This window comes from Streptomyces sp. NPDC002057, from assembly GCF_040296665.1.
Classification (GTDB): domain Bacteria; phylum Actinomycetota; class Actinomycetes; order Streptomycetales; family Streptomycetaceae; genus Streptomyces.
Window position 1 is genome coordinate 208466 of the sequence record NZ_JBEOXR010000005.1, and the last position, 12206, is coordinate 220671.

The 12206-nt window shown below is 72.7% G+C and carries 10 protein-coding genes; 8 read left to right on the forward strand and 2 right to left on the reverse strand.

The features are described from left to right. The first annotated feature begins 9 nt into the window (after positions 1–9). The 7 genes from ABT129_RS06840 (at position 10) to ABT129_RS06870 (ending at position 8884) form a co-directional block, all read left to right on the forward strand. A complete protein-coding gene (locus ABT129_RS06840) occupies positions 10–1827 on the forward strand; it encodes an outer membrane protein assembly factor BamB family protein (protein ID WP_351897490.1) in 1818 nt (605 codons plus the stop codon). 13 nt (positions 1828–1840) lie between these two features. Then, positions 1841–3709: an outer membrane protein assembly factor BamB family protein gene (locus ABT129_RS06845; RefSeq protein WP_351897493.1), complete on the forward strand. Its 1869-nt coding sequence runs from the start codon at positions 1841–1843 to the stop codon at positions 3707–3709. A 151-nt stretch (positions 3710–3860) separates the two neighbouring features. After that, positions 3861–4544, forward strand: coding sequence for a response regulator transcription factor (locus tag ABT129_RS06850; protein WP_351897598.1), 684 nt, complete (start codon positions 3861–3863; stop codon positions 4542–4544). A gap of 116 nt (positions 4545–4660) precedes the next feature. Next, complete coding sequence (gene galT, locus ABT129_RS06855; RefSeq protein WP_351897495.1) at positions 4661–5704, forward strand: galactose-1-phosphate uridylyltransferase; 1044 nt, start codon at positions 4661–4663, stop codon at positions 5702–5704. After that, complete coding sequence (gene galE / locus ABT129_RS06860) at positions 5701–6675, forward strand: UDP-glucose 4-epimerase GalE (protein ID WP_351897497.1); 975 nt, start codon at positions 5701–5703, stop codon at positions 6673–6675. The genes galT and galE overlap by 4 nt, the downstream gene beginning before the upstream one ends. Continuing rightward, entirely contained in the window at positions 6672–7811 is a 1140-nt protein-coding gene (gene galK / locus ABT129_RS06865) for a galactokinase (protein WP_351897499.1), read from the forward strand. The genes galE and galK overlap by 4 nt, the downstream gene beginning before the upstream one ends. A 284-nt stretch (positions 7812–8095) precedes the next feature. After that, positions 8096–8884: a LuxR C-terminal-related transcriptional regulator gene (locus tag ABT129_RS06870; protein WP_351897501.1), complete on the forward strand. Its 789-nt coding sequence runs from the start codon at positions 8096–8098 to the stop codon at positions 8882–8884. On the opposite strand, the gene ABT129_RS06875 is transcribed toward ABT129_RS06870, so the two are convergent. Continuing rightward, the gene (locus ABT129_RS06875) at positions 8843–9340 is read right to left on the reverse strand and encodes a MarR family winged helix-turn-helix transcriptional regulator (RefSeq protein WP_351897504.1); all 498 of its coding nucleotides are present in this window, start codon (positions 9338–9340) and stop codon (positions 8843–8845) included. The genes ABT129_RS06870 and ABT129_RS06875 overlap by 42 nt on opposite strands. Positions 9341–9503: 163 nt before the next feature. On the opposite strand from ABT129_RS06875, the gene ABT129_RS06880 reads away from it, so the two are divergent. After that, positions 9504–10337 (forward strand): trans-aconitate 2-methyltransferase, encoded by an 834-nt coding sequence (locus ABT129_RS06880; protein WP_351897506.1) that lies wholly within the window; start codon positions 9504–9506, stop codon positions 10335–10337. A gap of 79 nt (positions 10338–10416) precedes the next feature. Here the strand turns inward: ABT129_RS06880 and ABT129_RS06885 are convergent, their stop codons facing one another. Next, a complete protein-coding gene (locus ABT129_RS06885) occupies positions 10417–12126 on the reverse strand; it encodes an FG-GAP repeat domain-containing protein (RefSeq protein ID WP_351897508.1) in 1710 nt (569 codons plus the stop codon). Between the last annotated feature and the right edge of the window lie 80 nt (positions 12127–12206).

Here is a 12206-nt window from a genome sequence, read left to right on the forward strand (position 1 = left end):
GAACCGCTGATGACCCAGCCGCCCAGCAACCAGCCGCCGGGGGGCTTCGGAGCTCCCCAGGATCCGAACCAGGTCCCGCCGGTGCCGCCCGTCCCGCCGCAGGCGCCGCAGACCCCGCCGCCGCCGTCCGGGCCGCCCACCGCTCCGCCGGCCGCGCCCGGACCGTACGGTCAGCAGCCGCAGCCCGGTTACGGCTACCCGCAGCAGGGCCAGCCGGGACCGTACGGCCAGCAGCCCCCGTACGGCTACCCGCAGCAGCAGCCGGGCCCGTACGGACAGCAGCAGCCGGGCCCCTACGGACAGCAGCAGCAGAACCCCTACGGCGGCTACCCGACCCAGCCGATGTACCCGGGCGCCCCCACCCCGCCGCCGTCCGGCGGCGGTCCCTTCAAGGGCCGGACCGGTGTCATCGCGATCGTGGCCGTCGCGGCCGTCCTGGTGGCAGCCGTCGGCACCTGGGCCGTCGTCGGCGGGGGCGGCGACGACGAGCCGATCGCCGGGCCGACCACCTCCGCCACCCCCTCCTCGGGCCTCCCCAAGCCCACCGAGTCGGTGGACAAGGGCGACGGCACGGGTGACGGCGACAAGGGCGAGGACGACCTCAACGCGGGCCGCAAGGACGGCGAGGCCAAGGTCAACTGGCTGCTCAAGAACAACGTCGACCTGCCGCGCAACGGCTCCGACGTCCTCGGCCCGTGGATCGTCGGCGACACCGCCGTCAAGGCCATGTACAAGAGCATCGACGGCTACGGCCTGGCCGACGGCGCCACGAAGTGGCACGTCGACGTGCCGTTCGAGCTGTGCGCGGCGCCGTCCGCGCCCTCGCCGAGCGGGCTGATGGTCTTCGCCTACGCCGAGAGCGCCAAGGACGGCGCCAAGTGCACCTCGCTGCTCCAGGTCGACCTGAAGACGGGCAAGACGGGCTGGAAGAAGGCCGTTCCCAAGCCCAAGGGCCTCTTCGCCTTCTCGGACAACACCCTGTCCATCAGCGGCAACACGGTCACCGTCGCCGGTACGAGCAGCTCGTACGGCTTCTCCCTGACCGACGGCAAGCAGCTGTTCGCCGGCGCCACCACCGGCTGCAAGCCCTTCGCGTACGCGGGCGGCAGCAAGCTGATCGCCGCCGTGGACTGCCCGTCGGGCAGCACCACCAAGAAGGTCCAGGGCGTCAGCCAGGTCGACGCGAACACGGGCAAGCCCCGGTGGACCTTCAAGCTGGAGGCCAACTGGGAGGTGGACCGGGTCTACTCGATCGACCCGCTGGTCGTCTCGGCCACCCAGCGCGAGCAGAAGAAGTGGACCATCTTCGCGCTCAACGCCAACGGTTCGCTCCGCTCGCAGATCCAGGGCGGCAAGGACAAGTTCGCCCCGTCGTGCGGCGGCGGCTTCGTCATCTTCGGCAAGAACCTCCAGGGCTGCACGGGTGTCGCCGCCGACGCGAACACCTTCTACATGGCCACCGAGACCTCGTACGGCACCCCCAACGAGGTCGTCGCCTTCGACCTGAAGAACGGCAAGGCCAAGTGGCGCTCCAAGGCGCCCGGTGAGCAGTCCATGATCCCGCTGGGCATGGAGGGTTCCGAGGTCCTGCTGTACGTGGACCCGGCGTACGACAAGGGCGGCGCGGTCGCGACCCTCTCCCCGGCCGGCGGCGCGCCGAAGATCCTGCTCCAGCACCCGGTGTCGACGGCCCAGATCGAGAACAGCTTCTACAGCGCGGGCTACGCCTACGGCGCCGGCACCTTCGTCGTGGCGAGCGGTCGCGTCTCCGCGTCGAACGACAAGGAAGAGAAGCAGGTCAAGACGATGATGGCGTTCAGCAAGTGAGGTGCACGGACCGATGACGCAGCCACCCCCACCGAACCAGCCCCCGGACCCGCAGGGGGGCTTCGGCGCGCCGACGCCCCCGCCGCAGCAGCCGGACCCCGGTTACGCCTATCCGCCGCAGCAGCCCGACCAGGGGTACGGGTATCCGCAGCAGCCCGATCAGGGCTACGGCTACCCGCAGCAGCAGCCGGACCCCGGCTACGGGTATCCGCAGCAGCCGCCGGCGACGCCTCCGCAGCAGCCGTACGGCTACCCGGGCCAGCCGCCCACGCAGCCGCAGCAGCCCTACGCCGGCGGCCACCAGCAGCCGGCGCAGCCCCCGTACGGCTACCCGACCCAGCCGCAGCAGGCCTACGGCGGCTACCAGCAGCCCGCCCCCGCCCCCGCGCCCGGCGCCGGCAGGAAGCTGTCGGCCCAGATGCAGATCGTCATCGCGGCGGTCGTCGCGGTCGTCCTGATCGTCGGCGCCGGCGTCTGGTACGCCAACTCCGGTGGCGGCGAGGGCAAGGGCGACGAGGCCAAGGGCACGGCCGGCACCTCGCAGGGCGCCAACGGCACCGGCGGGTCCGGTGACACCAAGGGCCTCGGCGGTGGCGGCAAGGAGAAGGCGCCCGCGAACACCAAGGCGAAGGTGGCGTTCCAGCTGCCCCAGCCGAAGGTCCCGGACGTCACCGACGTCTCCGGCTCCTGGGTCACCGACAAGGCGTTCGTGAAGCCCGGCGTCAACTCGGTCGTCGCCTACGACCTGGACAAGGGCACGCCCCTGTGGACCCTGCCGCTGACCGGCCAGGTCTGCGGCGCCTCGCGCCACAAGTCCGCCGACAACAAGGTGCCGATCCTCTTCGAGGCCAAGAAGCGGGTCGCGCCCCGCTACTACCAGCAGTGCACCGAGGTCGGCATGGTCGACCTGAACACCGGCAAGCTGCTGTGGTCGACCTCGGTCACGGGCGGCACCGCCGGTGACGAGAAGGCCCGCTTCGGCGAGATCACGCTCAGCGGGAAGACCGTCGCGGCCGGTGGCACCGACGGCGGCGCGGCCTTCGACGCCGCCAACGGCAACGCGCGCTGGAAGCCGCAGGCCAACGACGAGAACTGCTACGACCTGGGGTACGGCGGCGGAGAGGGGCTCGTCGCGGTCCGCAAGTGCGGTGCGTACGACGCCCAGTACGTGATGGTCCAGAACCTGGACCCGATGACGGGCGCCCCCCTCTCGCAGTACAAGATGCCGGCCGGTGTGAAGTACGCGTCGGTGGTCTCCACCAAGCCGCTGGTCGTGGCGGCCGACGTCGGCGAGACCGCCGGCGACGGCAGCGGCATCTCGGACTTCTTCTCGATCGACGAGAAGACCGGGAAGCTGAAGGCGAAGATCACGGCGGACGCCGACCAGTACGCGGCCCGCTGCCGTTCGACGAAGGTCGAGTCCTGCTCCCAGGCGGTCGTCGGCAACGGCCGCCTCTACGTGCCCACCGAGGAGCACGAGGGCAGCACCGGCGAGTACGGCGACGAGACCAACGAGGTCATCGCCTTCGAACTGGCCAACGGGCGGATGGTGCCGGAGAAGGCCGACGCGGGTGACAAGTACACCCTGGTCCCGCTCCGCATGGACGGCGGCAACCTCATCGCGTACAAGGTCCCGCCCTACGACAAGGGCGGCCAGATCGTGTCCCTGGACGGCGGCACGATGAAGGAGACGCTGCTCCTGGAGAACCCGGGGGACAAGTCGATCCGGAGCGCCGAGACGAGCTTCAGCCTGAACGGGGCCGAATTCCGTTTCGAGGCGGGCCGGTTCTTCATCGCGGAGACGCTCGTGAGCAAGACGCGCGAGTCCACGTCGACGTACGACAAGGAGTACCTGGTCGTCTCCTTCAGCACCGCGGGCTGACGGCCGCCACCCCGTGCGCGGGCCCCTCCGGTTCTCCGGAGGGGCCCGCGCGCTTTCCGTGGTTGGGGCGGTGCGGGGCGGGGGAGCGTGTAGTTTGCCGGGTCAGGCGTGCCGGGGCCTCCGGCGGTGCGGAGGATGGGGGATGACCGGGATGGGCGTACGGCTCGTGGTGGTGGACGACCACCGCCTGCTCGCGGAGGCGCTCGCCTCGGCGCTGAAGCTGCGCGGGCACCGGGTGCTCGCGGCGGCGGCGCCGGTGGCGGGGGCCGCGGAGCTCGTGGTGAGCCGGGCGCCGGAGGTCTGTCTCCTGGGCACGGCCGCTCCGGCCGAGCCGGGCGCCTTCGACGTGGTCGTACGGATCAAGCGGGAGCGGCCGCAGGTGGCGGTCGTGGTGCTGGGTCCGGTGCCGTCGCCGCGCGGGATCGCGGCGGCGTTCGCGGCCGGGGCCTCGGGGTACGTCCGGCATGACGAGCGCATCGAGGGTGTCGAGCGGGCCCTGGTGAAGGCCAGGGCGGGGGAGTCGGCGGTGGCGCCGCAGCTGCTCCAGTCGGCCTTCGCGGAGCTGCTGCACCCGTCGGCGCAGCCCGACGACGAGGGGCAGCGGCTGCTGCGGCTCCTGACGCAGCGCGAGGTGGAGGTCCTCGTCCGGGTCGCGGAGGGGGAGGACACCCGGCTGATCGCGGCGGGGATGGGGATCGCGCCGAGCACCGCGCGCACGCACGTGCAGCGGGTGCTGATGAAGCTGGGGGTGGGGTCGCGCCTGGAGGCGGCGGCCCTCGCGGCCCGTACGGGGCTGCTCGACCGGGCGCTGCCGGCGCCGCGCGGGTCCGTCTGACCGACTCCGCCGAAGCCCGGTCCCGTTCGGTGCGGGGCCGAGTTTCGTCATTGACGGGCATGTTTGAATGTGGTTCCTTGTGCGTGGTTGTGTTTGATTGCGCCGGAGGGTACCCCGTGAAGAAGACCGCCACCACGCTCGCCGACGGGCGCGAGCTCATCTACTACGACACGCGCGACGGCACCGTCCGCGGCGCCGTGGACCCGCGCCCCCTCACCCCCGTCGTCTCCCGCTCCGAGATCCGGTACGACGCCCTCACCGGCGACCCCGTCGCCGTCGCCTCGCACCGGCAGGCCCGCACCTACCACCCGCCGGCCGACGCCTGCCCGCTCTGCCCCGCCCGGGACGGACGCGAGAGCGAGATCCCCGAGGAGAGCTACGAGGTGGTGGTCTTCGAGAACCGCTTCCCCTCCCTCTCCGGCGGTGTCGGCCGCTGCGAGGTGGTCTGCTTCACCGACGACCACACGCTCTCCTTCGCCGACCTCACCGAGGAACGGGTCTCCCTCGTCCTCGACGCCTGGACCGACCGCACCGCGGCGCTCTCCGCGTTCCCCGGCGTCGAGCAGGTCTACTGCTTCGAGAACCGCGGCGCGGAGATCGGCGTCACCCTGCCCCACGCGCACGGCCAGATCTACGCCTTCCCCTACGTGGCCCCCCGGACGGCCGCCATGCGCCGCCGGATCGACGAGCACCGCGCCGAGACCGGCCGGAACCTCTTCGACGACGTCGTCGAACGGGAGCGCGCCGACGCCGAGCGGGTGGTCCTGGAGACCGAGCACTGGATCGCCTTCGTGCCGTACGCCGCCCACTGGCCGTACGAGGTGCACCTCCACCCCAAGCGGCGGGTGCCCGACCTCCTCGCCCTCGACGGGGCCGCCCGCACAGAGTGCGCACAGGTCTACCTGGAACTCTTGGGGCGGTTCGACCGGATCTTCGGCCCGGACGAACCGCCGACGCCCTACATCGCCGCCTGGCACCAGGCGCCGTTCACGGACCCGCGGCGCGAGGACTTCGGCCTGCACCTGGAGCTCTTCACCGTCCGCCGGGCCCCCGGCAGACTGAAGTTCCTGGCGGGCACCGAGTCCGGCATGGGGGCGTTCATGAACGACGTACGGCCGGAAGACGCGGCCCGACGACTCCGAGAGGTGGCAGGCGCATGACGCAGCGGTATCTGGTGACGGGCGGGGCGGGGTACGTGGGCAGCGTGGTCGCCGCCCACCTCCTGGAGCGGGGCCACCGGGTCACCGTCCTCGACGACCTCTCCACCGGTTTCGCCGAAGCCGTCCCGGAGGGCGCCGAGTTCGTCCAGGGACGGATCCAGGACGCCGGGAAGTGGCTCGACGGCTCCTACGACGGCGTCCTGCACTTCGCCGCCTTCTCCCAGGTCGGCGAGTCCGTCGTCCACCCCGAGAAGTACTGGGAGAACAACGTCGGCGGCACCGTCGCCCTCCTCGACGCCATGCGCTCCGCCGGGGTGCGCAGGCTGGTCTTCTCCTCCACCGCCGCCACCTACGGCGAACCGGCGACCGTGCCGATCACCGAGACCGCGCCGACCGCCCCCACCAGCCCCTACGGGGCGAGCAAGCTCGCCGTCGACCACATGATCGGCGGGGAGTGCACCGCCCACGGCCTGGCCGCCGTCTCCCTGCGCTACTTCAACGTCGCCGGGGCGTACGGCTCGCTCGGCGAGCGGCACGCGCCCGAGTCGCACCTGATCCCGCTCGTCCTCCAGGTCGCCCTCGGCCGGCGCGAGGCGATCTCCGTGTACGGCGAGGACTACCCGACCCCGGACGGCACCTGCGTCCGCGACTACATCCACGTCGCCGACCTCGCCGAGGCCCACCTCCTGGCGCTCGACGCCATGACCCCGGGCGAGCACCTGATCTGCAACCTGGGCAACGGCAACGGCTTCTCCGTCCGCGAGGTCGTCGAGACCGTGCGGCGGGTCACCGGGCACCCGGTCCCGGAGATCACCGCCCCGCGCCGCGCCGGGGACCCGGCGGTCCTCGTCGCCTCCGCCGACGCCGCCCGCGAGCGGCTCGGCTGGACGCCGTCCCGCCCCGACCTGGCCGATGTCGTCGCCGACGCCTGGGCCTTCGCCCGCCGACAGGACACGGAGGGGCGCGGATGAGCGTCGCGGCCGCTTTCGAGGCGCTGTACGGCGCCTCCCCCGACGGCGTCTGGGCCGCCCCCGGGCGGGTCAACCTCATCGGTGAGTACACCGACTTCAACGACGGCTTCGTGCTGCCGCTCGCGCTGCCGCACACCACCGTCGCCGCCGTCTCCCGCCGTGACGACGGAGTCCTGCGCCTGCACTCCGCCGACATCGACGGCGGGATCGTCCAGCTGGAGGTGGACGCCCTCGCACCGCTCCCCGGCGGCGGCTGGGCGGCCTACCCCGCCGGGGTCGTCTGGGCGCTGCGGGAGGCCGGACACCCGGTGACGGGCGCGGACGTCCACCTGACCTCGACCGTGCCGACCGGCGCCGGGCTCTCCTCCTCGGCGGCCCTGGAGGTCGTCACGGCGCTCGCCCTGAACGACCTGTTCGGGCTCGGGATCTCCCGGCCCGAGCTCGCCCGGCTCGCGCAGCGCGCCGAGAACGCCTTCGTCGGCGTGCCGTGCGGGGTCATGGACCAGATGGCCTCCGCCTGTGCCGAGGAGGGTCACGCCCTCCATCTGGACACCCGGGACCTCTCGTACCGTCAGGTCCCCTTCGACCTCGCCCGCGAGGGGCTGCGGCTGCTCGTCGTCGACACCCGCGTGAAGCACGCGCTCGGGGACGGCGCGTACGCGGAGCGGCGCGCCGGGTGTGAGGCCGGTGCGCGGGCGCTCGGAGTCGAGGCCCTGCGCGACGTCAGCGCCGCGCGTCTCCCCGCATCCCTCGCACTCCTGGACGACGCGACGGTGCGGAGCTACGTACGGCACGTCGTCACCGACAACGCGCGCGTGGAGCGGACGCTCGAACTCCTCGACGCCGGGGACACCCGGGCCGTCGGCGCCGTCCTCACCGAGGGCCACGCCTCCCTCCGGGACGACCTGCGCGTCTCCTGCCCCGAACTGGACCTCGTCGTCGAGGCGGCGAACGCCGCCGGGGCGCTCGGCGCCCGGATGACCGGCGGCGGCTTCGGCGGCTCGGCCCTCGTCCTCGTCGACACCGACCGGGCGGACACGGTCGCCGCCGCCGTCGGGAAGGCCTTCGCCGAGGCCGGGTACGCCGCCCCCGGGATCTTCCCGGCCGTCCCCTCGGCGGGCGCGCGCCGGCTCTGAGACTCCCCGCCCCCGCGCCCCGGCACCTCCGGGCCACGCCCCCGTGAGCCCGCGTACGCCGGTACGACTTCGGACAGTTCCGCGAATCGGCCCCCACCGCGACGCCCCGCCCCTACTCTGAGGGGCAGCGCCGGTGGGGGCCGGTGCTGTTCAGGGGTCGAGACCCGGTCGGGTACGGCGCCGGAAGCGGGGTAGTCAACGCACGGCGGCGGCCGCGCGAACCACGGACCCGCCCCCGGCGCCGTACCCGCGTCGGTTCCGTTCCTCGACACTTGGGAGTGTCCGTGGCACGTATCCGTGTCCTCGTGGTGGACGACCACCGCGTCTTCGCCGAGTCGCTGGCCGCCGCACTCGCGGCCGAGCCCGATGTCGACGTCGCCGCCGCCGGTAGCGGCCCGGCCGCCCTGCGGTGCCTGGACCGCGCCGCGGCGGAGGGGCGCAGGTTCGACGTGCTGCTCGTCGACGCCGACCTCGGCGTCGACCCCCCGGGGGCGGCCGTGGCCCGCGCCGTGCCGGACGACGCCGAGGGCGCCGTCGACGGGATCTCCCTGGTGGCGGGGGTGCGCCGGGTCCAGCCCGCGGTCCGCACGGTCGTCCTCGCGGAGAGGGACGACCCGCACCGGGCGGCGCTCGCCCTCCAGGCCGGGGCCTGCGGCTGGGTGGCGAAGGACTGCTCGCTCCAGCGGCTGCTCGCCGTGGTCCGGGGGGTGCTGCGGGACGAGACGCATCTGCCGCCCGCGCTGCTCACCGGAGTGCTGCGGGAGCTGACGGCGGCCCGCAAGCACCGGACGGACAGCGAGCGGCTCGTGGAGTCGCTGACCCCGCGCGAGCGGGAGGTGCTGCGCTGCATGGTCGCGGGCCTGGGCCGCAAGGCGGTCGCCGAGCGCCTCTTCCTCTCCCCGCACACCGTCCGCACCCATATGCAGAACGTGCTGGGGAAGCTGGGCGTGCACTCGACGCTGGCCGCGGTGGCGCTGGCCCGCCGGGCGGGCGTGGGACCGGCCCAGCTGGGCGAGGTGCCGCTGGCGCGGCTATCCGGGGACGTTGTCGAACGGGGCGGTCAGCTGGCGTAGCAGCGCGGCCAGTTCGCCGCGCTGGGCGCGGGAGAGCTGCGCCAGGATGGCGCGCTCCTGGGCGAGGAGGCCGGCGAGCGCCTCGTCGGCGCGGTCGCGTCCCTCCGGGGTGAGCCGGACGAGGACCCCGCGGCGGTCGCTGGGGTCGGGGAGCCGCTCGACGAGGCCCTTCTTGGTGAGCCGGTCGATGCGGTTGGTCATGGTGCCGGAGGTGACCAGGGTCTGGGTCAGGAGCTGGCCGGGGGAGAGCTGGTAGGGAGCTCCGGCCCGGCGCAGGGAGGTCAGGACGTCGAACTCCCAGGGCTCCAGCTGGTGCTCGGAGAAGGCGAGCCGACGGGCGCGGTCGAGGTGCCGGGCGAGCCGCGAGACGCGGCTGAGCACCTCGAGCGGTTCCACGTCGAGGTCGGGGCGCTCGCGGCGCCATGCTGCGACCAGTCGGTCGACCTCGTCCTCCATGACGATCAGTGTAGAGGGTCTGTTGACATAAAGTCTCTTGATGTCGAGTCTCTTGCTGCAGAGTATCTTGGTTTCAAGATATATTTCCCTGGACTACGGGGAAGGGACCCGGCCGGAACTCCGTTCCGCTTCGGCAACTCGTGCCAGCAAGGGGGCTTCGAACATGCATTCCGTGGAATCCGCCGTACCCACGTGGGATCCGCAGCAGTACCTCCGACACTCCGGCCACCGCACCCGGCCCTTCCTCGACCTGCTCAACCGAATACCCCACCTCCCAGCCCGGGACCGGCCCGCCCGCATCGCCGACCTCGGCTGCGGACCCGGCAACGTGACGGCCCTCCTCGCCGACCGGTGGGCCGACGCGCACATCACCGGGTTCGACCTCTCGCCCACCATGCTGGAGACCGCCGAGAAGGAGTGGTCCGGGACCACCCCGGGCGGCGGCTGGATCGACTTCAGGGCCGCCGACGCCGCGCACTGGACCCCCGACGAGCCCTACGACCTGATCGTCTCCAACGCGGCCCTCCAGTGGGTGCCCAACCACCCCGAGTCCTTCGCCGACTGGATCGACGGACTCCGCCCCGGCGGCACCCTCGCCTTCCAGGTCCCCGGGAACTTCACCTCGCCCAGCCACGCCCTGCTCGGCGAACTCTGCGACACCCCCGAGTGGCGCGACCGCCTCGGCGAACAGGGCCGGCGCTTCGTCCACATCCTCGACACCGCCGACTACCTCACCCGCCTCACCGACCTCGGCTGCGAGACGGATGTCTGGGAGACCACGTACTGCCAGCTGCTCCAGGGCGAGGACCCCGTCCTCGACTGGGTCAAGGGCACGGCCCTGCGGCCCGTCCTCACCACCCTGGGCGACGACCGGGAGGCGGTCGACGCCTTCCTCGGCCAGTACCGCGCCCTGCTCCGCGAGGCCTACCCGCCGGGCCCGCACGGCACGGTCTTCCCCTTCCGCCGCGTCTTCGCCGTCGCCCGCAAGAGCTTCTGACCCACGCGGAACGCCCCGCACCGGAGGTCCGGTGCGGGGCGCTCGACGTGAAGCGGTGAAGCGGTGGTGCCGGGTACGACTAGTACAGGCCGTTGTAGATCTGGTAGCCGCGGCCGATCGAGACGCGCGGCTTGAAGACCTGGCCCGCCTCGCCCTGGCCCGAGTAGCGGAACAGCTCGCCGCCCGCGTTCACCGCGAGCAGGTCGGCCTTGCCGTCGCCCGTGATGTCACCGGGCGCCACCAGCTTCGGGTACGCGTTCCAGCCGCCGCCGATCCGGACGCGGGGCTTGAACGGGTTACCGGCCTGACCGGTGCCCTGGTACAGGTAGAGCGTGCCGTCCTTGGCGCGGGCCACCAGGTCGTTCAGACCGTCGCCGCTCAGGTCGCCCGAACCGACGATCCGGTCGTACGCGCCCCAGCCGGAGCCGACCCTGACGCGCGCGTGCAGCGCGGTGCCGTCGACGTTGCTCCGGTAGAGCCACAGGACGCCGGAACGGTCCCGGGCCACGAAGTCGCCGGTGCCGTCACCGTTCAGGTCGCCCGGACCCGCGATGAGGTTGACGGCACCCCAGCCGCCGCCGAAGTCCGTGTCGCCGTGGTGGAGACGACCGTCGTAGATCTCCAGGGTGTCCGAGACGTTGTCGCGGCCCAGCGAGTTGACCTCGAAGATGTTCGCGCCGGCCCAGCCGCCGTCGTCGCTGACCTGCTGGCGGGGGGTCAGCTTGCCGGTGCCCGCCGGGCTGTACCAGAAGAGCGTGCCGGCCTTGTCGCGGGCGATCAGCCCCTCCTTGCCGTGCGCCGGCACGTTGCCCGCCCCGCCGAACTGAGCGACACCGGCCCAGCCGCCGCCGTCACTGGCCTGCTTGCGGGCCGTGAAGTGACCGCCGCCCGTGCCGTAGTAGATCCACAGCGTGCCGTCCGAGCCGCGCGCCACGAGGTCGCCGACGCCGTTGCCGTTGTCGTCGTCGATGCCGACGATCTGGTTGTACTCATGCCAGCCGCGGCCGACCTGCTTGCCACCCTTCACCGTCTGCGGGTTGCCGGTGCTGCCGTAGTAGTACAGGGCGCCGGAGGGCGTACGGGCCAGGAAGTCGCCCCGGCCGTCGCCGTCGCTGTCGCCGAGACCGATCAGCTGGTCGTAGGCCGTCCAGCCCTTGCCGACCAGCTTGCGGGCGTGGAACGGGGCGTTGTACACGCCCGTCGAGACGTACACGTACAGCTCGCCGGCGGGCGTACGGGCCAGCACGTCCGCGCGGCCGTCACCGCTGAGGTCGCCGGGCGAGAAGACCTTGTTGTAGATCTCCCAGCCGGCACCGGACCAGCGGAGACCGGCGTAGGACGGGGACGCGTCCCCATAGACCGACAGACGGCCGAACTTGGTCAGCGTCAGGACCTCGGGACGGCCGCCGTTCGCGTCCTGGTCGCCGATCGGGACGATGTCCTCGACGAACTCGTCGGTCGAGACGAACTCCGAGCCGTTGCCCGTGGTCGTCGACGTCCAGACCTTGCCGTCGCCCGTGCGGAAGACGAGGTCGGTACGGCCGTCGCCGTCGAAGTCCGCGCGCGACGGCAGGGTCGCCGTGGCGCCCGCGGCCCCGGCGGACCGGGCACCGTCCTGCGGCAGGAACCGCCCCGACGGAACGGTGGAGGGCGCGGCGGGCTTCTCCACGGACGGGCGCGGCGCCGGGGAGTCGGCGGACGCGGGGCCCGCCAGGAGCATGCCCGCGGAGAGGGCGAGAGCGGTGCAGCCGGCGACCCGGCGCGCACGCTTGGAATGCAGGAAGAACAAGAAGATCCCCCCCAGGGATCAGAGGTTCGACAGAACCAACAGGAGGGGGTCGCACAGGGCCGAACGGCGTCAGCGCGTGA

Coding starts and splice junctions, on each gene's coding strand:
- ABT129_RS06840 (WP_351897490.1), top strand. CDS start 10: ATGACCCAGCCGCCCAGCAACCAGCCGCCGGGGGGCTTCGGAGCTCCC.
- ABT129_RS06845 (WP_351897493.1), top strand. CDS start 1,841: ATGACGCAGCCACCCCCACCGAACCAGCCCCCGGACCCGCAGGGGGGC.
- ABT129_RS06850 (WP_351897598.1), top strand. CDS start 3,861: ATGGGCGTACGGCTCGTGGTGGTGGACGACCACCGCCTGCTCGCGGAG.
- ABT129_RS06875 (WP_351897504.1), bottom strand. CDS start 9,340: ATGGAGGACGAGGTCGACCGACTGGTCGCAGCATGGCGCCGCGAGCGC.
- galE (WP_351897497.1), top strand. CDS start 5,701: ATGACGCAGCGGTATCTGGTGACGGGCGGGGCGGGGTACGTGGGCAGC.
- ABT129_RS06880 (WP_351897506.1), top strand. CDS start 9,504: ATGCATTCCGTGGAATCCGCCGTACCCACGTGGGATCCGCAGCAGTAC.
- galK (WP_351897499.1), top strand. CDS start 6,672: ATGAGCGTCGCGGCCGCTTTCGAGGCGCTGTACGGCGCCTCCCCCGAC.